This is a genomic window from Syntrophotaleaceae bacterium, from assembly GCA_041390365.1.
Lineage (GTDB): Bacteria > Desulfobacterota > Desulfuromonadia > Desulfuromonadales > Syntrophotaleaceae > JAWKQB01.
This window is the reverse complement of sequence record JAWKQB010000003.1, coordinates 470,794-492,088: the sequence shown is the minus strand read 5'-3', so window position 1 is coordinate 492,088 and position 21,295 is coordinate 470,794. Positions and strand designations below refer to the sequence as shown.

Below are 21,295 nucleotides of genomic sequence, written 5' to 3'. Positions count from 1 at the left end.
AAACCGCCATGATCTGGAATGACGAATTCGAAACCCTGCCTCGCGAAGCCCTGGCCTCTCTGCAGCTCAAGCGCCTGCAGAACACCCTGGAGCGGGTCTACGCCACGGTCCCCTTCTATCGGGGCGCCTTCGACCGCGCCGGGGTCAAGCCGGAACAGGTGAAAACCCTGTCCGACCTGCAGCGTCTTCCCTTCACCCTCAAACAGGACATGCGGGACAACTACCCCTACGGCCTCTTCGCCGTGCCGCTGGAGCAGATCGTTCGCCTGCACGCCTCCTCCGGCACCACCGGAAAACCGACCGTCGTCGGCTACACCCGCCGGGACATCGACATGTGGGCGGAGCTGATGGCTCGCTCCTTCACCGCCGCCGGAGTCGGCCGGGGGGATGTCATCCACAACGCCTACGGCTACGGCCTGTTCACCGGCGGTCTCGGCGCCCATTACGGGGCCGAGAAACTCGGTGCGGCGGTTATCCCCATGTCCGGGGGGAATACCAAGAAACAGATCATGATCATGCAGGACTTCGGCTCCACCGTCATCACCTGCACCCCCTCCTACAGTCTCTACCTGGCGGAAGCGGCGGCCGAGGAGGGCCTCGACATCCGCACCTTCTCCCTGCGGGTCGGCATCCTCGGCGCCGAACCCTGGAGCGAATCGATCCGCCAGGAGATTGAGCGGAAACTCAACATCAAAGCCATCGACATCTACGGCCTGTCCGAGATTCTCGGGCCCGGCGTGGCCATCGAATGCATCGAGGCTCAAAAAGGGCTGCATATCTGGGAGGACCATTTCATCGCCGAAATCATCGATCCCGAAACGGGACAGGTCTTGCCGGACGGGGATGAGGGCGAACTGGTGATCACCACCATCACCAAGGAAGGGATTCCCATGATCCGCTACCGGACCCGGGACATCACCCGCCTGATCAGCGCGCCCTGCATCTGCGGCCGGACCCACCGCCGCCTGCAGCGCATGAGCGGCCGCAGCGATGATATGCTGATCATTCGCGGGGTCAACGTCTTCCCCTCGCAGATCGAAAGCATCCTGATGCAGGTCGAAGGGGTGGAGCCCCATTATCAGCTGGTGGTTGACCGGGAAGAGAATCTGGATACCCTTGAGGTGCAGGTGGAAGTGACCGAGCACATCTTCTCCGACGAGGTGAAGGTGATGCAGGGGCTCAGCGATCGCATCCGCAAGGAGATCAAGGACCTGCTCAACATCACCTGCAAGGTGCGACTGGTGGAACCGAAGAGCATCACCCGCAGCGAAGGCAAGGCCAAGAGGGTTATCGACCGGCGCCCCCGGTAGGATTTGCTTTGTGAAAGGAGAGGGCAGATGACTGTGCAGCAGATTTCCATTTTCATCGAAAACCGGCCCGGCCGGCTGGCCCAGGCGACTTCGGTGCTGGGCGGCGCCGGTGTCAACATCCGTGCCCTGTCCCTTGCCGACACCTCGGATTTCGGTATTCTGCGCCTGATCGTCGACCAGACCGATCTCGCCAAGGACGTGCTGAACAAGGAAGGTTTCACCGTCGAAAAGACCGAAGTCGTCGCCGTCCAGGTCCCCGACCGGCCGCTTGGACTCGCCCATATCCTGCAGCAGTTGGACGAGGCGCAGATCGTCGTCGAATATCTCTATGCCTTTGTCGAGCGCTGCGGGGACAATGCTGTCATCATCTTCCGCTTCGACGACACGGCCCAGGCCGTCGCCGCTCTGTTGGAACGGGGGATCAAAGTTCTACCGGCTCAGGCGGTCTATGCCCTTTAGCCCTTACCGTTAAGCGCCATTTCAAACCACGCCTGCTTGTTCTGTCATGAGGTTCTGAATTTCTGCTGGCAGCATCCTGCGCAGGAACCAATCAACCGGAGCTCCGCCCGGTACTTCGCAGTCTTCTTTTCAGCAGCCTGCTGAAGGTTCCACGTTCCACCAAATCGGAAATAACCGAAATACTTCCGGACGGGCAAAGCGGTCATCGATTAAAAAAATCACCCCCTGGTCCTGCTGGTTTCGTATCACCCGGCCGGCGGCCTGCACCACCTTTTGCAGACCGGGATAGAGATAGGCGTAATCATAACCGGCGCCGAACAGCTTTCCCATCCGCCCCCGGATCTGCTCGTTGACCGGATTCACCTGCGGCAGCCCAAGCGTGGCGATGAAAGCCCCGATCAGGCGCTCGCCGGGCAGGTCAATCCCTTCGCCGAAGGCGCCTCCCAGCACGGCGAATCCGATGCCCCGGCTTTCAGGGGTAAAGCGGGCGAGGAAATCCTCCCGTTCTTTCTCCACCATGAAGCGTGCCTGCCGCCAGGCCGGGATGCCGGGATGACGGGCTTCGAGCAGATCCGCCACCTGGGCCAGATACTCGAAACTGCTGAAGAAGGCCAGGTAGTTACCGGGCTGGGCGTCGAACTGTTGGGCCATCAGATCGACGATCGGTGCCAGAGAGGCGTCGCGATCCCGGAAACGGGTCGAAATCCGGTCGACGATATTCACCGACAGCTGGTCGGCGGTGAAGGGCGATTCAACGTCGATGCGGGCGGTATCGGCGGGCAGTCCGAGCAGATCGCGGAAGTAGTGACCCGGCCGCAAGGTTGCGGAAAAAAGGACGGTCCCGTGGGCGAACTCGAAACGGGAGGCCAGGAAGGGGGCGGGAACCAGGTTGCGGATGCAGAGGGTCCCGTTCCGGCGTTGTCCGCCGCCGGGCGATACCCGGATGTCGAAAAGGGAATGCGCGTCCAGCAGCTCGGCCATACGGCAGAAATGCATCGCGTCAAAGTAGAAATCCCGCAGCCCGCTGTCGAGATCGAAGGCATTCTGGTCAAGATAGTCAGTTATGGCAGCGATAAATTTCTGCAGCGCGCCCAGCAGCTTTGCGGGAGTCGTTTCGTAAACCCGGTACTCCTCCTGCTGCTCCTTGTACGCCTCGTTCCAGCAGCGCTGGATCCGATCCAGAGTTTTCTTGAGTTCGGGGGGAGACGATCGTCTCACCGTCCGAAGGGTCGCCTGGTCCAGCTCGGCGGTATATATTCTGCGGGCCCGCTCCACCAGGTTGTGAGCTTCGTCGACCAGCAGGCCGATCCGCCACTGATTCACCGAGGCCAGGGTATAAAGCATAGCGGTAAGGTCGAAGTAGTAGTTGTAGTCTCCGACGATGACGTCGGACCAGCGTGCAAGCTCCTGGGCCAGGTAATAGGGGCAGAGAGCGTGCTCCAGCGCCACGGCCCGCAGCCTAACCCGGTCGAGGCGGCCTTCCTCCAGGGCGGCCAGGCGCGCATCGGGCAGCCGATCGTAGAAACCGTGGGCCAGGGGGCAGGATTCACCGTGGCAGGCGAGATCCGGGTGTTCGCAGGCCTTGTCCCGGGCAACAAGTTCCAGAACCCTCAAGTTCAAATCGGGCGCGCTTTCCCGGATCAGCTGCGCCGCATCCAGGGCCAGTTGGCGGCCGGGGGTTTTGGCCGCAAGGTAGAAAATCTTGTCCAGCCGGTGCTCCGGCATCGCCTCGAGCATCGGAAACAGGGTGCCGATGGTCTTGCCGATCCCGGTGGGAGCTTCCGCCAGCAGGCAGCGGCCGGCGACGACTGTCCGGAAAACCGCTTCCGCCAGCGGACGCTGACCGGTGCGGAAGGACGGATAGGGGAAGCGCAGCGCCCCCAAGGCCGTGTCCCGCTGCAGGCGGTGGGCCTGCTCCCGCTCGGCCCAGTCAAGAAAACCCTCGCACTGCTCCTCGAAGAACCGACGCAGATCTTCTGCCTGGTACTTTTCGCTGAGCCTGGTTTCCCGCTGGCTGGCGATGTCGAAATAGATCAGCGCCAGGTTGACTTCAAACAGACCTGAGGACTGGCAGAGCAGCCAGCCGTAGATCTTGGCCTGCGCCCAGTGCAGCCGGCGGTGGTTCTCCGGCAGGAGGCTCAGATCGCCCCGATAGGTCTTTATCTCTTCCAGCCGGTTCGCTGCGGGATCGTAGCCGTCGGCCCGCCCCCGGACCAGCAGCCCCTTGTACTCTCCACTCAGCGGCAGCTCCCTCCTGTAGTCCTCGCTCCGCCGCGCAGCCACCACTTTATGTCCAATGATCCCTTCCTGAGCCGAAGGCGAGGGGGTAAAACGCAGATCAAGGTCGCCGGCCTTGGCTGTGAATTCACACAAGGCGCGGACCGCTATCTGGTATTTCTGTGGTAGAGGTAAACTCATTGGCTGCGATGCAATTTCGGCTGATGGCTGATGGCTGATGGCTGATGGCTGATGGCTGATGGCTGATGGCTGATGGCTGATGGCTGATGGCTGATGGCTGATGGCTGATGGCTGATGCAAGATAGCAGGGGCGAGGGGTCCGGACAAGCGATTGCTGGTTTTTCTTTTCATCGGGCTTCATTTTTGCTTATCATTCACAAACAAGTCCTGTCCTGTCTTCTCCTGGAGTAAATTATGCAGATGTTGAATGTTTCAGAACTGCTCCTCTGGTATTTCGCATTTCTCGCGGCGATCGTCGCCCATGAAGCCGCCCATGCCTGGGCCGCCCTGAAACTCGGCGACCCGACGGCCCGGGACGGCGGGCAGGTGACCCTCAACCCCTTTCCCCACGTCCGCAGGGAGCCCGTTGGCGCCCTGGTCGTGCCGATCGTCTCCTATGCCATCGGCGGATGGATGATCGGCTGGGCCAGTGCCCCCTACGACCGCGCATGGGCCCTGAGATACCCCCGCCGCGCCGCCCTTATGGCGCTGGCGGGACCGCTGGCCAATTTGGCCGTGGTACTGGCCGCAGCCCTGCTGATCCGCCTGGGCATTCTCCTGGATGTTTTTGCCATCCCCTCAAGCATCAGCTTCACCAGCCTGGTCGCCGCCCCCTACGGCGGGGTGTGGGACGGTCTGGCCATGCTGATCAGCATCTTTTTCTCCCTCAACCTGCTGCTCCTGGTCTTCAACCTGCTGCCCCTGCCGCCTCTCGACGGCAGTGCCATCGTCCCTCTGCTGCTCAGCAACAAGCTGGCCCTGTCCTATCGACGTCTCCTCGACAGTTCCACCGCCGCCATGCTCGGTTTGCTGCTGGCCTGGAAGTTTTTCGGGACCGTCTTTCGCCCCCTGCAGCTGCTGGCGGTCAACCTTCTCTATCCTGGTGTGGGATATCATTGATTCTGTGGGCAACTCGGCAAGTGTCAGCATCCTGAAGCGGGCCGCAGGTTAATTCTTTCCGTTGCCCTTACCATTCCCTTTGGCACCTCCTCCACCGTTGCCCCGGCCGCCAGGGGCATTTTTTGCCTCCCATCCCAAATGTCCCTGTTTTAGAGCATGGAACTCGGCCGATCCCGGCTTGATGCCGAGGCTTTTGGCCAACGCCCCCCATCCCTGACCCTTGCGGCTGCGGTATTCGCGAACCACCATCTCAACAGGCTTGCCGGAGTGTACCGCCAGCCAGAAACAGACCGCGGCGTCAGCCGGGTAGTCGACGGAGCGAAAAACGAGATCTATCTGGGGACCGGAGGCACCAAAATGGGCACCGACCTGTGTACGGAAGCCGCCGATATCCCCCTCAGCGCTGATATTGAGGCTGTGCAGATAGGCATCGAGGTCCGCGCGAGCAATTCCGGCAGTAAGCAGGACAAGGGCGAAGGTCAATAGAAAAGGTCTGATACGCATGGTGTTCCCTCCCAAATCATGAAGAAGAATTTCTGATCCCCGAACCGGCAAGCCGCCGGATGAATCAGCATAAGTCATGCCATTTGCAAAGGAATTGCGGACTGGGTTTTTTCCGCCACCTCCTTCGGCAGCGAGCTGAAATCCTTTACTGCCGGAACAAAAAAGGACAGTGTATGATCGCCATTTGCACTGGAATCTTTTTCAGGTATCACGATTTGGGTACAGGAGAACATTCGTTCTCCTGTCCGCATGCAGCATCCGTTATCCTATCCCAGGCACCCCCCGTTTGCACTGTTGTTTCCCTCGTTGGTGAACTCATCGACCTGATTGTCCGAATCGACTCTGATAGTGAACGAGCAATCGGGGCTGAAGCAGTTCGACGGGACGTTGAACAGCAAATCCACCGAAGCTCCGGCGGGAACAGGGGGCGTGTCGAGGGTGACAGGGCCGCCGCGGAACAACACCGTCGTTCGGGAGGCGGCCGCGTCCCCGTTCCCCTGGTTTCTGACCGTGACCCTCAGCAGTGTCCCCGAATCCTCCAGCCGGCAGAAAGCCAGGGGGTCGGTTCCGAGCGGGCTGAAGGGAACGAGGTCAGGCGCCACTGCGGAAGCAATCGGTTTGATCCCGAGAATCGCGACCTTGTGGGAGAAAGCATGGCCCGGGCTGCCGTCCTTGTCCTTCAGGATGGAGGAAACCTTGTAGCGCAGGGTTCCGGTCGGATCCCCCGCGGCCTTTTCGTACTGGAATTCATCCAGCCAGGTTCCGATCTCGGTCACCTGCTCGTCGTCGCATCCGTAGTGCAGGTCCCACCCGACCAGCATGGGAATGGCGTATTCGAAGGGAACATTCTCGACGGTAACCTCTTCCGTCTTCTCACCGGGCCCCTCGCCGAGGCAGGCTCCGATGATCCCTTTGTCCTCGATCGGCAGGATGGCGAAGGGCGGCTGGATCACTCCGACATCCGGGCCGCCGAGGCCAGAAACCATCTCCCCGAAACCGTAGCCCCTGCGACCGGCGTTGTCTTTGAAAATAGCGTAGGTTTCCCAGCTGACGAAGCCGGAATCGACCTGATGAGTCACTGTCGGAGGCAGCGGGGGATTCTCGATCGGCGTCACCTCCTCGCGAAACCCTTTCTTATAATTTTTCTCGTTTTCGACAAAAGCTTCGGCGTGATCCAGGTTGAAACCGAGCTGGAGCAGATGGTGATCCGTCTCGCAATCGGAACTCCAGCGAAACCCGAATCCCCGGGGGAGAACCGCCACCGTCCTGCCGGAAGCAAAACCCGGATTGAAGAGGAAGGAGGAAAAAGCGGACAGGGCCGTCGTCGTACCCGCGTTGTCGGTAATGAAGAAGTTCGTCTCCGCGGGATCCCGCGACTCGCAGCTTCCATCCCGCTGATCGACGACGAGATTCAGGTTCGCGGGGTTCCAGGCCACCACCGTATAGTGATAGCACCAGCGGTAGCCGTCATCGAAATTCTTGTCCGAGAGCGCCCCCGCTGCCTGCCACTTCAGGGTACTGCCCTCCATCCGGATATTGCTGATCATGGTTCCGAGGCCCCCGACATGGTGGTCGGAGCTGAGGTATGTCATGCGCCAGCCGTTGAGAAACACGGTCGCCCGGGCATAGCGCTGAAGCTCGAGGCTCTCTTCGACCTTCAGCACGTCTTCGATACCCCTTTTGTCGGACTCCGAGCAGCTGAATCCGTGCCAGACGGCGATGGTGCCGGGATCCTCCAGCACCACCATCCGGTTCGAGCTGACCACCTCGGCCTCCGGCACCCCGCCGATAAGATCGCACAAATCGGTGTAGACGACACAGGGGGTGCAGGATGTGCAAAGGGCAGCCACAAGGACGGCGAGAGTCACCAATACGCAGTGGGACATGGAATTTCGGCTTTTCATTCTATCCCTCCCGGTCGCTTTAGCGTTGTTTAATGGAAATATAGAGGAATAAAAAGCTTTTTCAAGCAGCAGGACTTGCCGAGGGACACCAACCGGATTTTCCATGCCGATGTCCGGATCTGGCGAGTATTTCCTGTCTGATCCTGCTAGAATGAGCCCCATGAAACAGCTCGATGAAGACAAATGCTACAACGCCCTGCTGGCCCGCGACCGGCGGTTTGACGGATTGTTCTATACCGCCGTACTGACGACCGGGATTTTCTGCCGCCCGATCTGTCCCGCCCTCACTCCCAGGCGCGAAAATGTGCGGTTTTTTCCCACGGCCGAGTCTGCAATGGCGCACGGCTTTCGTCCCTGCCTGCGTTGCCGGCCGGAAGTCACGCCCGGCAGGCCCGCCGCCGAGGGGGTTCATGCCACCGTGCGTCGCGCGGTGCACCTGATCGAGGAAGGGGCGCTGGCAACCGGCTCCCTGGAGGATCTGGCTGCCCGCCTCGGCATCGGCGCCCGCCATTTGCGCCGGCTCTTCAAGGAACATACCGGCGTCACCCCGCAGGAACACGCCAAAGCGCGCCGGCTGCTGCGCGCGCGGCAACTGATCGTGGACAGCAACCTGTCGATGAGCGAGATCGCCGAGGTGGCCGGTTTCGGCAGCCTGCGCCGGTTCAACGATGCGATGAAGATCGCTTACGGCCATGCCCCGACAGCCTTTCGGCGCGGTTTGCCCCTTGCAGTGCGCGCTCCGGTCCCGGACTCGCCCGGAGCGGCCGCGCTCGACCTATGGGCACCGCGACCCGACGATCTCGTTCTTCGGCTGCGCGCCCGGCCGCCTTTCGATGCCGGCTATCTTCTCTCCTTCTTCAGCGATCGCGCCATTCCCGGGCTGGAACAGACAGGACCCGACTGGTATTGTCGAGGTTTTCGGCTCGGCGATGCCGTGGGGTTGATGATCTGCAGGTTTACCCGGGACGGCCTGGGGGTAGATGTTACCCTGCGCGGCTCCGTCGGTGGCAAGGTACTGGACATCGGCGGACGGGTGCGCCGCCTGTTCGATCTGGATTCCGATATCGGCGCCATTACCTCTGTTTTGGCCGAAGATCCGCTGCTTCTCCCGTTGATTGAAAAACGGCCGGGGTTGCGGGTTCCCGGCTGTTGGGACCGGTTCGAACTTGCGGTACGGGCGGTGCTGGGGCAACAGGTTTCGGTGGCGGCGGCGCGCACCCTGGCCGGGCGCCTGGTCAAGCTTTATGGGGAACCTTTGCCGGAAGACCTTGTGGCCGGTTCCGCTGTCACGCACCTGTTTCCTGCCGCCGAGGTTCTGGCGGGCCGGGATCTGCAGCCGATCGGCCTGACCAGGCGCCGCGCTCTTACCCTTTCCGGAATCGTCGAGCTGTTTGCCTGGCCCCACCTTCAAGATCAAGCGGGAGAAGCGCTTCTCGCTAATCTCGCCCATATTCCTGGAATCGGTCCCTGGACCCTGAATTATTTCGCCCTGCGGGGACTGGGCGATCCGGATGCTTTTCCGGCAGCCGATCTCGGTCTGCTCAAGGCCTCCTCCCTTGGCCTGGGGCCGGACAAGGCGAGGCCGCTGGAACAGCGCTCGCAAACGTGGCGCCCCTGGCGGGCGTATGCCGCCCAGTACCTGTGGTCAGCTCTGATTCCTTGATGATCTATCCGTTCGAGAGGAGAACACTGCCGTGAACACCCGTATCGACATCGCCCGTTATCCCAGCCCTGTTTGCGAACTGATCCTTGCCTCCACCGGAGGCAAACTGGTTCATCTCGACTTCGAGGGGAATGACGATCGGCTTCGAACAATCCAGAGCCGCCGTTTCGGAAAGATCGACTGGCGGGAAGGGGGGACGATGCCGGCCTCAGTTTTTTGCTGGCTCGACGCCTATTTTTCCGGAGAGATACAACCGTTGCCGATGGCCGATATCGAGATGATCGGCACCGACTTTCAGAAAAGGGTCTGGCAGGCGCTGATCACCATTCCTTTCGGGGAGAGCCGGTCCTATAGCGGACTGGCTGCCGCCCTCGGCCATCCGGCAGCCGTGCGGGCCGTTGCCCGGGCCAATGCGCTCAATCCGGTGTCGATCATCGTGCCCTGTCACCGAGTGATCGGAGCGAACGGCAAATTGACCGGCTATGCCGGCGGTTTGGAACGCAAGCGGTGGCTGCTTGCACACGAGGCGCGGATGCGCCGTGCAGAAACTGCATCTTTTCCAGCCCGGGGGTTGTTGCTGTAACCTTTGGCGAAAAACGTTATAGTTGTTTACAGAAAAAGATTTTCATCCCCCTCGATCAGCTTGCTGAAAGGGAACCACTGCATGAACACCGACGAAAGGGACAAGGCCAGAAGGCAATTGGAACGGCTGGCGTGGTTTCTGGACAACCTCATTCCGATTCCCGGACTCGATATCCGGGTCGGACTCGATTCTCTGATCGGCCTGTTCCCTGGGATCGGGGACACCGTGGGCGCTCTTTTATCGAGCTATATCCTGGCCGCCGCCTCCCGCCTGGGCGTTCCCAAATCGGTCCTGCTGAAAATGGCCTTCAACATCGCGGTGGACGCGCTGATCGGCGCCATTCCCTTCCTGGGCGATCTCTTCGACGTTGCCTGGAAAGCCAACAACCGCAACGTGAAACTCCTCGGCGAATATCTGGACCAACCGCGCAAGACCGTCGTCACCAGCCGCGTATTCGTCTGGGTTTTGGCCCTACTGCTGGTGGCCTTCGTGGTGTTCGTCGGCATGCTGGGGTTTTTGCTGGTTCGGGCGCTGTGGCTGGCGGTCAGCAACGGCTGAGCTTTCCGAAGAGATTGTCGCCTCGCATTAGATCCTGAAATTCTTCCAGTCGGTCCGGGCAAAATCGATCAGAAGTGCGGTGGGGATGAAGGTATCGAGCTCAATGAGGGGAGAGCCGAGCAGGCGGGCTGAAAACTTGCGGAAAATAACGATTTCCTCTTCGAAGGTCTTGCGGAACTCCCAGCGCAGCTCCGGCCGTTGCAGAGGATCGACGCCGGGGAAATTCTTCGTGCACCATACATCGGAAAAACTCTCCCCCGAGAAGTCGATGTTCGGCAATCCGTGGAGGCGGCAGATCATCGGCCGCCAGGCGTAGACCAGGCAGGTGCCGTCGGCGCCGAGGAGCGGACAGGGTGTTTCGTCGTCCTCTGGCATCTCGGTCCACTCCTCGTCGGGAATGCCGTTGAGAATGTAGGGGGCGGCAAAGCCCGGCCAGCGGACCCTAAGGTCCTCCAGTCGCCTCCGGGACTTCTCCAAAGAGACCTGGCGGATGTTTTCCGGAAGGTGCTGGAAACCCTGCTGCAGAAGGAAGGCGTCGAGGAGGGAAATGTCGAAAAACCCCCGGCAACAGGCGCTGCACCCCTTGGAGCAGGCGATCCGCCCGGGGCCGGCCGCGGCCACGGATCGTTCGAACCAGCCATCGATGCGGGCAAGGAGATTCTTGTACTCTTCGAGGAGATCGTCCATGGAGAGCATGCTACCCTTTTTCCGCCGTTTGGCGCAAGTCAGACGGAAACTGCTGCTCCGGTGGGTGGAGTAAAACACCCATCGGCGTTACCATGGAGGGCGGCAGCTCCAGGTGATATCTTTTTTGCCTTCCCGGGAACCTTTTACTTCCTCGGAGCATCTAAGGGGTGAAGCCGCAGAAACGGAGACTCGAAAATGGACAAGGCAGGTTTATCCCCCGCAACCCTCAACGAGATGGCAGATTCAATTTGCAAGTGCACCACTCAGGGCTTCATCGAAGACTTCCTGGGGTGTCCGGTAGCCAAGACATTTTCTTGGCCGGTTGTTGAGCTTTTGAACCGCTTTGGCCAGTGTTTTTTCTGATAGGCGGCGGAAATCGGTTCCCTTGGGAAAATAGAAGCGCAACAGACCGTTGGTGTTTTCGTTCGTGCCTCGCTGTCAAGCAGCATACGGTTCGGCGAAATAAACTTTAAGTCCTGTCTGGTCCTCCAGTTCAAGGGGACGTTCTTTACAGTTCAAGGGGACGTTCTTGCATAACCCAACATAACCCAAGGGGACGTTCTTGAAAAATATAAATTTATGACGCGGCAGGACGACTGACCGGCGAGGGCAACTTCCAGGAAGGGCTCATTATCAGGATCGGGGAGTGGGTGCGGGATGGGGTGAGGAAGCGACCGGGGCGGCCCCGGTGCTCGATAAGATCAAGTAGGGCGTCAACCTTCTCTTTTGAAAATTTGAACTTCGGCCGGGGGACAGATACCATGCCTGCAAACGAAATCAGCGCCTCGCCCGACCCTTGTAAGGGGCCCGTCATCGTACTGTGCGGACCTCAGATCCCGGGCAATGTCGGTTCCGTGGCCCGGGCCATGGCCAATTTTGGGTTGAGCGATCTGCGCCTGGTCAATCCCTGCGATCACTTGGCCGAGGAAGCTCGCATGTTCGCCGCCGGCGCGACACACCTGCTTGAATCGGCCCGGATTTTTCCCGCCCTGGCTGACGCGATCTCCGACCTGCAGATCACTATCGCAACAACCCGCCGGGAAGGCCGGCTGCGCGGCCGGCTGCTGGACAGCACCCAACTGCCGGCCCTCTTCGGGTCTTTGCCCGCCGGCACGAAGGCGGGTCTGATCTTCGGCCGTGAGCAGAGCGGGCTGACCAGTGACGAGGTAGCCTTGTGCAGCCATACCGCGAGGGTGGCGACCAGCGATGCAGCCGGCTCACTCAACCTTGCCCAGGCCGTTGTGCTGTTTCTCTACGAACTGGCCCGACAACCCCAAGGGGCCGTATCCGAAGCCGAGGGCGAATTGCCAACCCAGCAAGAGCTGGACAGCATGTTCGCCCAGATGGCTGCCGTGCTGGAGAGAATCGCCTTCCTCAATCCAAGCCGCCGGGAGGCGGGGCTCAACAGGTTGCGTCGTCTGATCTCCCGAGCCCATCCCGACCGGAACGAGGTGGCCCTGCTAAGGGGTCTCTGGAGCCAGCTTTCCTGGAGCATTAACGACTGGCGGGGTCGAAAACGGGGCGGCTGAACCGTCGCCGGGGGCGTTCAAAGCCATTCGCGCAAAGTTCGCTAAGCACGCAAAGAAAATTCAAAGCCAGGTAAAGCCTTTGAAAGGACTTCGCCTTCCTTTGCGACCTTTGCGCCTTTGCGCGAGACAGATTTTGCTGGGCGGGTTGCGGTTGCGATGTTCATCGTGGCATGTTCACCCTCAATTTCGGTCTTTGCCAGCGACGGCACGATTCAATCCGCATCAGGAGCGTTCACATCAAATTTTATCATTCCGCCGACAGACAGACCCCATTCTCCTCTGCTGCCGTCACCGGACCGATGGAATCCCAGGCATGGTCGTGCTGGTTATGGATGCTGGCGCGGTCGCTGGCCAGCAACTGTTCCTGCAGCCGGATCTGCTCTCTGGCGCTGGAGATGTAATCTTTTGTGTCGTGGCGATGCGGAGCAAGATGGCGCATGGCGGCTTCGTCATATTTCATGAAGTTCTGGCCGGCCCGGGTCGCACTGTAGCGCCGGTGTCCGAGGTTTGCCAGAACGTCAACCCCCGCCCGCACGGAGGTGTCGAGAAACGCCCGATAGACATGGTTTACTCCGAGATCCAGCAACTCCTGGGCATCCAGGTTGTCTCCGGCGCAGGCCATGATCTGAAGCTTGGGGAAATGCTTTTTCGCGGTTTCAACGAGATTGTTGACGATCGAGGGGCTGTCTATGGCGATGAACAGGATGCGGGCGCTGCCGGCACCTGCGGAGTGGAGGATGTCCAGCCGGGTGGCATCCCCGTAAAACACCTTGAATCCCATCCTGCGCAGCAAGTCCACCTGGTCGGAGTCGTTGTCCAGGATGGTCGCCTCAACGCCGTTGGCCCGGAGAAAACGGCCCAAGGTGCTGCCGAAGGAGCCGAACCCGGCGATGATGACCGGGTGCTCGGTATCGATGTGGTCGGCTTCCTTTTCCACCTGCTGGAGGGTGCCGAAGCGTGACAGGACCAGCCGTTCGTTCAAGAGGAGCAGCAGAGGGGTCATGGTCATGCTGATGGCGGTGACCGCCATCAGCGTATCTATCCACTTGTTCCCGATAATCCCCAGCCGGCTGATAAAGGCGAAGAGGACAAAGGCGAACTCCCCTACCTGGGACAGGCCGAGGGCGAAGATGCTGTTCTGGTCGAAGGAAAGCCGGAACAGCCGCCCCGCCAGGATCAACACCGCGGCTTTGAGCACGATGACCGCCAGGACCAGGGACAGGATGACAACCGGGCTCTCGGACAGCAGCCTGAAGTTGATGGACGCCCCGACCGCGATGAAGAAAAGGCCGAGCAACAGCCCCTTGAATGGTTCGATGTCGCTTTCCAGCTCGTGGCGGAATTCACTGTTAGCCAGCAGTAAGCCGGCGAGGAAAGCGCCCAGCGCCGGGCTCAGGCCGACCAGCTTCATCAAGAGGGCGATGGCGACGATGATCAGCAGAGCTGCGGCGATGGAAAGCTCCCGGACACTGGTCTTGGTGACGATGCGAAGGATGGGAACAACGATATATCGGCCCATGATGATGACCGCGGCCAGGGCAAAGAGGACTGACCCGGCCTTCAACCAGACCGGCAGGCCTTCCAGCAGTCCAGGAGCGTCGCCATGGGGCGCACCTGCGCCGGCCTGCAGGGCAAGAAATGGGAGCAGAGCCAGGATCGGGATGACGGCGATGTCCTGGAACAGCAGCACGGCGAAGGAGCTGGCCCCTGCTTGAGAGCCGCCGAGCCCCTTTTCCTTGAGGGATTGAAGCACCATTGCCGTGGATGACATGGAAAGGGCCAGCCCGGCGGCCAGGGCGCCCCGCCAGTCCAGGCCCAGCATCAGGAGGCCGCCCGTGAAGGCGAGGGTGGTCAGGACCAGCTGCAGCGTCCCCAACCCCAGAATCCGATTGCGCATCTTCCAGAAATGGGCCGGCTCCAACTCGAGACCGATCAGGAAGAGCATCATGACCACGCCGAATTCCGCGAAGTGCATGATGTCTTCTCCCTCATGGCCGATAAAGCCGAGGCAGAAGGGGCCGATGAGAATGCCGGCCAGCAGGTAACCCAGCACCGATCCCATCCCCAGACGCTTGGCCAGCGGCACGCAGATCAGCGCCGCACCAAGGTACACGACTGCCTGGCCAAGCAAACTGTCTGTCATGGCTGCTCCTTTCCGTTCATGTCCGCAATCCAGTCATTGAGGAAATCGTAGCGCCAGACCGATTCCAGAGAAGGGGACCGTGCCAGCTCCAACAGCACCTGACGGTACATGCTGCCGTAGTTCGCCAGCATGTCGTCTGTCAGACGGTAGGTTCCCTGCACCGCGAAGGGGGGAAGCCATGTCATCCGGCAGAGGCGGGTCGCCTGCCTGAGCGGGAACAGCAGCTCAGACATTGTGTGCCGATTGAATCCGCTGTGGGAGTAGCTTTCCCGTGTGCCGCCACTGGTGATGGTGACGAATAACTGTTTGTCCTCGAGGGTTGTTACCCCCGCACCGTGAGCCCAGCCATGCTCCAGCACAAGGTCCATCCACTGTTTGACCATGGCGGGTGCCCCATACAGGAACAAGGGGTAATGCCAGATGATGATTTGGTGCGCCAGCAGCAGGTCCTGCTCTCGCGCAATGTCGACGTTGAAATCTGGATACAGCTCATAAAGATCATGCACCGTAATGCCGTCCTGACCGTGAAGAGCGCCAAGCAGCGCCTTGTTGGCCCGGGACTTTTCAAAGCGCGGATGTGCGAACAGAATCAGTATGTTCTTCATGCTGTGCTCCTGAACACCCAAAGGAAAAATAATCCCAACCTATGGCACCAGCGACCAAAGGTCAAGCGCTATCCCTTGTCCCTCCCGGGTTTCGTTATGCCTTCGATTTCGACGCGGCCGTCGTATGCGAATCGGCCTTTTATGGGATACGCATCAAGGGGATTGCGCGGAGACGGACACCGGCACACCTCACATTATTTTTACCTGATCTTGTCCCCAAGCTTAGAATTCCCGGGCGATTCCGGAAAAAAATAGTATACTCCTCATATCTTTTCTCATCATGTACCGACCAGTTGAAGTCAAAGCCTCTTTTGGCTTCCTTCATAAAAAACTTCCTTATCACTTTAATAGAGAAACAAGCAATGAATGTTGTAGTGCTGAGCGGCAGTCCCAAGGGCGAACAGAGCATCACACTGCAATACGTTCGCTACTTCGAAAAGAAAAATCCGCAACACAAATTCACCTACCATCATATCGCCCGCGACCTGAAAAGCATCGAACAGGACCCATGTCAATTTGCCGCCGTTATCGACCGTATCAAAAATTCCGACCTGATCATCTGGAGCTTTCCCCTCTACTACCTGATGGTCCATGCTCACTATAAACGCTTTATAGAGCTGATCTGGGAGCGTCAGGCTGCGTCCGCTTTTGCCGGTAAATATGCCCTGGCCATCGCTACCTCGGTCCATTTCTACGACCACACCGCCCTGCAATATATCCGCGCCGTCTGCCACGACCTGGGGATGCGTTTTATCGATGCCTTTTCAGCCGACATGCAGGATCTGCTCGACGCCGAAAAGCGTCGCATGCTGCTGCAGTTCGCCGACAACGCCTTGCAGATTACAGAGCAAGGTCGGCCGACCTTCCATCAGGCCCAACCTGTGTCCGCAGAATCTGGCCCCTATGATCCGGGGCCGGTCGCAGCGACTGTGGATCCCGGCGGTAAAAAGGTTCTCATCATCTGTGACCTTGAGGAACCGGACGGTAACCAGGCTCGGATGGTCAGGCGGCTGCAAATCTGTTTCGGCGGCAAGGCGGAAACCGTCAATCTCCGTGAGCTGCATATCGAAACCAGTTGTCTAGGCTGCATCCAGTGCGGTTACGACAACAGCTGCCCGCTCGAGGAGCGGGACGACTTCATCTCCTTTTACCGGCAGCGGGTGATGGCTGCCGATATCCTCATCTATGCCGGCGACATCCGTGACCGATACCTCTCGGCCCGCTGGAAGACCTTTTTCGACCGGACCTTTTTCCTGGGCCATACTCCAAGCATCATCGACAAGCAGGTTGGCATCCTCGTTGCCGGTCAGCTGAGCCGCAACCCTCATCTGCGTGAGATCCTTGAAGCGTACTGCGAGTGGGCAAAGGCCAATCTGGTGGCGATAGTGAGTGACGAATGCCATGATTCGGCCGCCCTCGACGGCCAGCTCGACCTGTTGTCCCATTGCCTCGTTACCAGTAGCGCCCAGCACTATCGCAGGCCCCAAACCTTTCTCGGCCTCGCCGGCACCAAATTGCTGCGTGACGAGATCTGGGGTCGGCTGCGCTTTCCCTTTGTGGCCGATCATCGCTATTTCAAAAACCACGGAGTGTACGATTTTCCGCATCGCATTTGGCGCATACGGTTTAGAAACGCATTGATGATAATGCTGGCGAACAGCTCCCGCATCCGTGAGGAGCTTTATCATAGTCGGATGAAAGGCGAAATGGTCAGAGCCTTGCGTAAAGTTGTCGAGGAAAGCTGACCTCTCAACATGTTCCAAATCATGTCCAGACTCTTTGCAATACCTTTTGGTCCTTCCCTTACGGGTAAAAAATTACTCTTCCCCCACCAGGAAAATGCCCCGAAATAATTTGGCTCTTACCGCATTTTTTGTTTTGACAGATTTTATAAGTGAGTTGTACCCTTAAAAAACTTTTCAAAGAACATTCTTACCCGATAAAAACTTCTATGGGAATGGAAAGGCTATTATAATAAGGAGGATGGGTTGGTTCCATGCTTGTTTCGATCCTGATCAATAATCATAATTATGGAAAATTTATTGAAGAATCAATAAATTCGGCTTGTAATCAATCCTATTATAATATTGAAATAGTTGTGGTTGATGATGGATCCAATGATAATTCAGTTGAAACAATAAGCAGACTCGCCAAAAAAGACAATAGAATAAAAACTTACTTTAAAGAAAATGGAGGACAGCTTTCTTCCTTCAACCGTGGGTTTGAACTTGCAGGCGGTGATATTATTTGCTTTCTTGACTCCGATGATGCTTATAAACTTAATTATATTCAAAAATTAGTCGATTTGTATTCGGAAAGAAAAGAGTGTGATTTTATTTACTGTGGACTTCAAGAATTCGGCCAAAGCCAGAAACAAATCATTCAACCTTTTACCGATAAAATCACTGATTTAGGATATACTGCTTTTTTGACGTATCTCAGTCATTCCTGGATCGGGGAACGAACTTCAGCTATTTCGATACGACGGTCGCTGGCAAACAAAATATTTCCGATTCCAATGGAGGAAGACTGGCGCATTCGTGCTGATGATTGTGTCATCTGGCTGGCCTCTATTGTGGGCGGGAGAAAGTTTTATCTCGCAGAATCTTTAGTGAATTATCGTGTGCATCAAAGCAATCATTTTTTTGGAAAAAAGGAAGACTTTGAAGCAAAGTATAAAAGAAGTTTCCAGGTTGCCAGATTTTTCGGGTGGGTTGATGAAAATTACCCACAGTTTAGACAGGTCAGGAGGGAAAAGATTTTTCAATTGTTGCTCTTAGAGGCGCTCACCGGGAAAAAGAATGCGCCCCTTTTGCGACATTATGCCCGGAGGATGGGAAAGTACAAAAAATATTTTTCCCTTAAACACCGATGGTACATTCATAACCTTCGTAAAAATCCCGTTGCTTTTCTTAACTCTTGCCAACCGAAGGACAGTCGGTAGCCCCGAATTGAGGGGCGACATGGTTCATCAGGGAGTCGCCGCTGCGGCGCTTTTCGCGTGAGCCAGCTTGTCCGACTTCAGGGCTGCCTTATCGAAGGTATACACCTGCCGGGCGTTGTCGGCGAAAATGCGGTTTTTCAGCTCGCCGACGGCCGAGCCGAGGGGGCGAAATCCGAATTTTTTCTGGAGATTTTCCGGAATTTCCAGGCGGCGCAGGGCCTCGATCTGCCATTGGGGGGAGCCATACCAGACGGAATCCGTCCCCCAGAGCACCCTGTCCGCGCCCATCCCCTTGATCAGCGTGCCGAGGATGCCCGCACAGTAGCGCGGAGCGCTGACGCAGGTGACAGCGAACACCGAGCCCAGTTCCGCGTAGACGTTGTTCACGCCGTGCCGTTCCGGAATTCTTGCCAGGTCGCTCACCCAGGGTATCTCTCCCGTTTCCTCGAAGGTTTGCAGCTCTTCGCCGGTCGGTATGCCGCCCCGGCGGATGGCGGAGTGGTAGATGAGAAAGCGCAGCTGCGGCCAGTCCTTCGCGGCTTTGGGCACGTCGTCCACACCTCCGTAGCGCCAGGTACTCGCCATGCGCTGCCGGTAATTGGAAGGCAATAATCCTTTATGAACGCAGACCGTGGTGATGCCCGCCTCGACCATTTTTTCATAGGCCGGGTACACGAGCTTTTCGTCATCCATGCGCCATGGCCAGCGGGATTCGCCGGAGGGCATGCCGACGGTGTAGCCTTTCCAGGCGTCGGGTTTCATGGCGATGGCCCGCTCCAAATCCTCCATCCACCCGGGGCGTCCGGGAGTGAACAGGGCATGGACGTTGAGACGCCGGCTGCCGGCCTGCTTTTCGACCCGATCTCGCGCCCGGATCAGGTCCTCGTTGTGAAGAAAGTAGCGCTGCGGGTCGTCGGCCGGGGCGCTGCTCAGCACCGCCAGGGCCGTGTCGCTGTTCAGGAAGACTTCCCGGTAAAAATTGTCGTACTGGATTTTTTCCAGGGTCTGGCGCCCCTGAATTTCCGGATTCCAGCGTTTGGCAAGTTCGCGCAGACCGAGCAGGCCCCGCGAAGGGTATTCCGGATAAACAAAATGGGTCTGTACATCGATGACGAGCTGCCCGGCCAGGGCCCGGGATCGTTCCTCGGCTGATTGCGGATCGGCTGCTTCCGCCGGACTCACGTCGAACAGCGGCCCGAACACGGCATTCATGGACAGGAATGCCGCTGCCAGACCGCAACTGCTGCGCAGGAATTGCCGGCGATCCATCCCCAGGGGCGGCCCGCAACAGTCGGCAAGGTTATGCAGATGGGCTTCGACCTTGCGCATTCGGGGCGTTTGCATCTCCCCTGCGGCACCTTCCGGGCGGATGCGGGTGGGCCACGGTTGGATCGAACCCTTGCACGCCCTCGCGCCTTCTCCCTTTTTCATCGCCTCCCCCTTTGTCGGCATACGAAACAGTCTACCCTCTCTGTTTTCAAAGTCGAATTTGAAGGCAGGGGGGGTATAGGTCTGGCTGGAGTATCAAGAACCGGCGGAGGTTGAAAACGGGGAGGCTAACCTGGCAATTGGCTGCATCAGGTTCTTCCACATATCGGCGATAAGATTCACGGTTGATTTGGAGGTCAATGGAAAGCTCGATGGAAGCAAACTCGAGAAAGGCATTCAGGTATTTGAAAAGCGATGGGTGTCATCGCCAGCAGCCGAAACGGTGACACCATTCAAGGGGCGGGTTTAAGGGATTTGCTGCCATTGCCACCTTCGCTCGGCTCCAGCAGGCAGCACTCCATCCGGTTTCGCCCCAGATTTTTTGCCTGATAAAGGAGGTCATCCGCCCGCTTCAGCAGGGATTCCATAGACTCTCCGGTATATTGCACCAGGCCACCGCTGATGGTTGTCCTGAAATTTTCCCGTTCCCATTGATAGGACTGGATACTTTTTCGGATGCGGTGGGCGATTATTTTGCCTTTTTTCAGGTCGGTCTCCGGAAGTATGACCAGAAATTCCTCCCCCCCATATCGGCCGACCAGGTCTTTTTCCCGCAGGCATGATCTGAGAATAGTACTGATCTGTTCCAACACCTTGTCACCGGAATCGTGGCCGTAAGTGTCGTTGATCCTTTTGAAATAATCCAGATCCATAAGAATAATCGACAAATCGCCACCTTGTCGATCAACCGAAGCGATTTTTGCGGCAAGCTGCTTCAACAGAAAGCCGCGGTTGTAAAGCCCGGTAAGATCATCGGTAATGGCGATCTTCTGGAGAACCTGGTTGGTTGCCTGCAGGCAAGCGGTCTTTTCCTCCACGAGTTTGTCGAGGGCGACATTCATTTGCACCAACCGATCCCGTTCGCGCTTTTCCCGGAGCAGCCGCCACCAGCAAAGAACAAGCAGAAGACCGGCGCCCAGACAGAAACCGAGCACAACCCTGTGGTACTTTTCATAAAAACCGGGAGGACTGTTTATAATACGGGCATTTTTCGGCAACTTGCGGGTGTCGATGCGAAAGGCCTGCAGCTGATTGTAATCGAACAGTGGACGACTGCTTGTGCCGGAGACGATCGCTATATTGTGCGGATTTTCCCCTTTCAGAACGCGCAGCGCCAGTTGCGCGGCGATTTTCCCCTGTTCAAATCCCGGAGTTATCAAGCCCCCAACGATGCCTCTACCGAGATAGAAATCCCAGGGACCGTAAATCGGCACCTTTGACGCCTCTGCCAACAGGGCTAATCCTTCAGCATAGGAAATATAATTATCATTGCGATCTCGATTGAAGGTGAGAAGGAAGATCATGTCCTCGGGCCCCAAAGCGGCCGTATAAGAGGCCGCTTCTTCCAGGGTGAAGTCATGCAGAAGTTCGACCTGGGCACGATCATGAAACTTTGCGACTGCTTCATTCAGGGAGTTTTTTAAAGCCTTTCCGGTCGGGGTGCCGTCCAGGATCACCACGATCCGTTTTCGCTCCGGATGCAGCCGCAGCATCAGTTCGAGGTTCCCGGCAATATCCGTTTCCTCGGTAACTCCCGTCACCAACGGCAGGGTATCGATGA

18 protein-coding genes and 1 pseudogene are annotated in these 21,295 nt (G+C 58.2%); 9 read left to right on the top strand and 10 right to left on the bottom strand.

What is annotated here, in order from left to right:
- Positions 1-8: 8 nt before the first annotated feature.
- Complete coding sequence (locus R2940_14580) at positions 9-1,310, top strand: phenylacetate--CoA ligase (protein MEZ4601011.1); 1,302 nt, start codon at positions 9-11, stop codon at positions 1,308-1,310.
- Positions 1,311-1,337: 27 nt separating this feature from the next.
- Positions 1,338-1,769 carry an ACT domain-containing protein gene (locus R2940_14575; protein ID MEZ4601010.1) on the top strand — a complete coding sequence of 144 codons (432 nt, stop codon included), beginning with the start codon at positions 1,338-1,340 and terminating at the stop codon, positions 1,767-1,769.
- A gap of 129 nt (positions 1,770-1,898) precedes the next feature.
- Here the strand turns inward: R2940_14575 and R2940_14570 are convergent, their stop codons facing one another.
- On the bottom strand, positions 1,899-4,187 hold the full coding sequence (locus R2940_14570) for an ATP-dependent DNA helicase (protein ID MEZ4601009.1): 2,289 nt from the start codon (positions 4,185-4,187) through the stop codon (positions 1,899-1,901).
- Positions 4,188-4,421: 234 nt separating this feature from the next.
- Between R2940_14570 and R2940_14565 the strand changes: the two genes are divergently transcribed.
- Entirely contained in the window at positions 4,422-5,126 is a 705-nt protein-coding gene (locus tag R2940_14565; GenBank protein ID MEZ4601008.1) for a hypothetical protein, read from the top strand.
- Between the two features lie 48 nt (positions 5,127-5,174).
- Here R2940_14565 and R2940_14560 read toward each other — a convergent pair whose 3' ends face one another.
- From R2940_14560 to R2940_14550, 3 genes are all read right to left on the bottom strand, one after another.
- A complete protein-coding gene (locus R2940_14560) occupies positions 5,175-5,630 on the bottom strand; it encodes a hypothetical protein (GenBank protein MEZ4601007.1) in 456 nt (151 codons plus the stop codon).
- A gap of 74 nt (positions 5,631-5,704) precedes the next feature.
- Entirely contained in the window at positions 5,705-5,863 is a 159-nt protein-coding gene (locus R2940_14555; protein ID MEZ4601006.1) for a hypothetical protein, read from the bottom strand.
- A gap of 33 nt (positions 5,864-5,896) precedes the next feature.
- Positions 5,897-7,534 (bottom strand): CARDB domain-containing protein, encoded by a 1,638-nt coding sequence (locus tag R2940_14550; protein ID MEZ4601005.1) that lies wholly within the window; start codon positions 7,532-7,534, stop codon positions 5,897-5,899.
- A 160-nt stretch (positions 7,535-7,694) separates the two neighbouring features.
- Here R2940_14550 and R2940_14545 point away from each other — a divergent pair, with 160 nt between their 5' ends.
- The 3 genes from R2940_14545 (at position 7,695) to R2940_14535 (ending at position 10,338) form a co-directional block, all read left to right on the top strand.
- The gene (locus R2940_14545) at positions 7,695-9,197 is read left to right on the top strand and encodes an Ada metal-binding domain-containing protein (protein MEZ4601004.1); all 1,503 of its coding nucleotides are present in this window, start codon (positions 7,695-7,697) and stop codon (positions 9,195-9,197) included.
- Positions 9,198-9,228: 31 nt separating this feature from the next.
- The gene (locus tag R2940_14540) at positions 9,229-9,780 is read left to right on the top strand and encodes a methylated-DNA--[protein]-cysteine S-methyltransferase (GenBank protein ID MEZ4601003.1); all 552 of its coding nucleotides are present in this window, start codon (positions 9,229-9,231) and stop codon (positions 9,778-9,780) included.
- Between the two features lie 81 nt (positions 9,781-9,861).
- Entirely contained in the window at positions 9,862-10,338 is a 477-nt protein-coding gene (locus R2940_14535) for a DUF4112 domain-containing protein (GenBank protein MEZ4601002.1), read from the top strand.
- Between the two features lie 27 nt (positions 10,339-10,365).
- Here R2940_14535 and R2940_14530 read toward each other — a convergent pair whose 3' ends face one another.
- Both R2940_14530 and R2940_14525 read right to left on the bottom strand, forming a co-directional pair.
- Positions 10,366-11,034: a YkgJ family cysteine cluster protein gene (locus tag R2940_14530; protein MEZ4601001.1), complete on the bottom strand. Its 669-nt coding sequence runs from the start codon at positions 11,032-11,034 to the stop codon at positions 10,366-10,368.
- Positions 11,035-11,268: 234 nt separating this feature from the next.
- Positions 11,269-11,508: pseudogene (locus R2940_14525) on the bottom strand (IS30 family transposase).
- Between the two features lie 278 nt (positions 11,509-11,786).
- Here R2940_14525 and R2940_14520 point away from each other — a divergent pair.
- Positions 11,787-12,554: an RNA methyltransferase gene (locus R2940_14520; protein MEZ4601000.1), complete on the top strand. Its 768-nt coding sequence runs from the start codon at positions 11,787-11,789 to the stop codon at positions 12,552-12,554.
- A gap of 247 nt (positions 12,555-12,801) precedes the next feature.
- Here the strand turns inward: R2940_14520 and R2940_14515 are convergent, their stop codons facing one another.
- Together R2940_14515 and R2940_14510 are read right to left on the bottom strand one after the other, a co-directional pair.
- A complete protein-coding gene (locus R2940_14515; protein MEZ4600999.1) occupies positions 12,802-14,697 on the bottom strand; it encodes a monovalent cation:proton antiporter-2 (CPA2) family protein in 1,896 nt (631 codons plus the stop codon).
- Entirely contained in the window at positions 14,694-15,302 is a 609-nt protein-coding gene (locus R2940_14510; protein ID MEZ4600998.1) for an NAD(P)H-dependent oxidoreductase, read from the bottom strand. The genes R2940_14515 and R2940_14510 overlap by 4 nt, the downstream gene beginning before the upstream one ends.
- 362 nt (positions 15,303-15,664) lie before the next feature.
- On the opposite strand from R2940_14510, the gene R2940_14505 reads away from it, so the two are divergent.
- The gene (locus tag R2940_14505) at positions 15,665-17,047 is read left to right on the top strand and encodes an NAD(P)H-dependent oxidoreductase (GenBank protein ID MEZ4600997.1); all 1,383 of its coding nucleotides are present in this window, start codon (positions 15,665-15,667) and stop codon (positions 17,045-17,047) included.
- 251 nt (positions 17,048-17,298) lie between these two features.
- Positions 17,299-18,246 (top strand): glycosyltransferase, encoded by a 948-nt coding sequence (locus R2940_14500; GenBank protein MEZ4600996.1) that lies wholly within the window; start codon positions 17,299-17,301, stop codon positions 18,244-18,246.
- 27 nt (positions 18,247-18,273) lie between these two features.
- On the opposite strand, the gene R2940_14495 is transcribed toward R2940_14500, so the two are convergent.
- Positions 18,274-19,677: an amidohydrolase family protein gene (locus R2940_14495; protein ID MEZ4600995.1), complete on the bottom strand. Its 1,404-nt coding sequence runs from the start codon at positions 19,675-19,677 to the stop codon at positions 18,274-18,276.
- Positions 19,678-19,967: 290 nt separating this feature from the next.
- On the bottom strand, positions 19,968-21,275 hold the full coding sequence (locus R2940_14490; GenBank protein MEZ4600994.1) for an ABC transporter substrate binding protein: 1,308 nt from the start codon (positions 21,273-21,275) through the stop codon (positions 19,968-19,970).
- Positions 21,276-21,295: the final 20 nt, after the last annotated feature.

Bases quoted from the DNA above. Each gene is read 5' to 3' on its own strand.
- R2940_14580 (MEZ4601011.1), top strand. From the start codon at position 9: ATGATCTGGAATGACGAATTCGAAACCCTGCCTCGCGAAGCCCTGGCC.
- R2940_14575 (MEZ4601010.1), top strand. From the start codon at position 1,338: ATGACTGTGCAGCAGATTTCCATTTTCATCGAAAACCGGCCCGGCCGG.
- R2940_14570 (MEZ4601009.1), bottom strand. From the start codon at position 4,187: ATGAGTTTACCTCTACCACAGAAATACCAGATAGCGGTCCGCGCCTTG.
- R2940_14565 (MEZ4601008.1), top strand. From the start codon at position 4,422: ATGCAGATGTTGAATGTTTCAGAACTGCTCCTCTGGTATTTCGCATTT.
- R2940_14560 (MEZ4601007.1), bottom strand. From the start codon at position 5,630: ATGCGTATCAGACCTTTTCTATTGACCTTCGCCCTTGTCCTGCTTACT.
- R2940_14555 (MEZ4601006.1), bottom strand. From the start codon at position 5,863: ATGTTCTCCTGTACCCAAATCGTGATACCTGAAAAAGATTCCAGTGCA.
- R2940_14550 (MEZ4601005.1), bottom strand. From the start codon at position 7,534: ATGAAAAGCCGAAATTCCATGTCCCACTGCGTATTGGTGACTCTCGCC.
- R2940_14545 (MEZ4601004.1), top strand. From the start codon at position 7,695: ATGAAACAGCTCGATGAAGACAAATGCTACAACGCCCTGCTGGCCCGC.
- R2940_14535 (MEZ4601002.1), top strand. From the start codon at position 9,862: ATGAACACCGACGAAAGGGACAAGGCCAGAAGGCAATTGGAACGGCTG.
- R2940_14530 (MEZ4601001.1), bottom strand. From the start codon at position 11,034: ATGCTCTCCATGGACGATCTCCTCGAAGAGTACAAGAATCTCCTTGCC.
- R2940_14520 (MEZ4601000.1), top strand. From the start codon at position 11,787: ATGCCTGCAAACGAAATCAGCGCCTCGCCCGACCCTTGTAAGGGGCCC.
- R2940_14515 (MEZ4600999.1), bottom strand. From the start codon at position 14,697: ATGACAGACAGTTTGCTTGGCCAGGCAGTCGTGTACCTTGGTGCGGCG.
- R2940_14510 (MEZ4600998.1), bottom strand. From the start codon at position 15,302: ATGAAGAACATACTGATTCTGTTCGCACATCCGCGCTTTGAAAAGTCC.
- R2940_14505 (MEZ4600997.1), top strand. From the start codon at position 15,665: ATGAATGTTGTAGTGCTGAGCGGCAGTCCCAAGGGCGAACAGAGCATC.
- R2940_14500 (MEZ4600996.1), top strand. From the start codon at position 17,299: ATGCTTGTTTCGATCCTGATCAATAATCATAATTATGGAAAATTTATT.
- R2940_14495 (MEZ4600995.1), bottom strand. From the start codon at position 19,677: ATGAAAAAGGGAGAAGGCGCGAGGGCGTGCAAGGGTTCGATCCAACCG.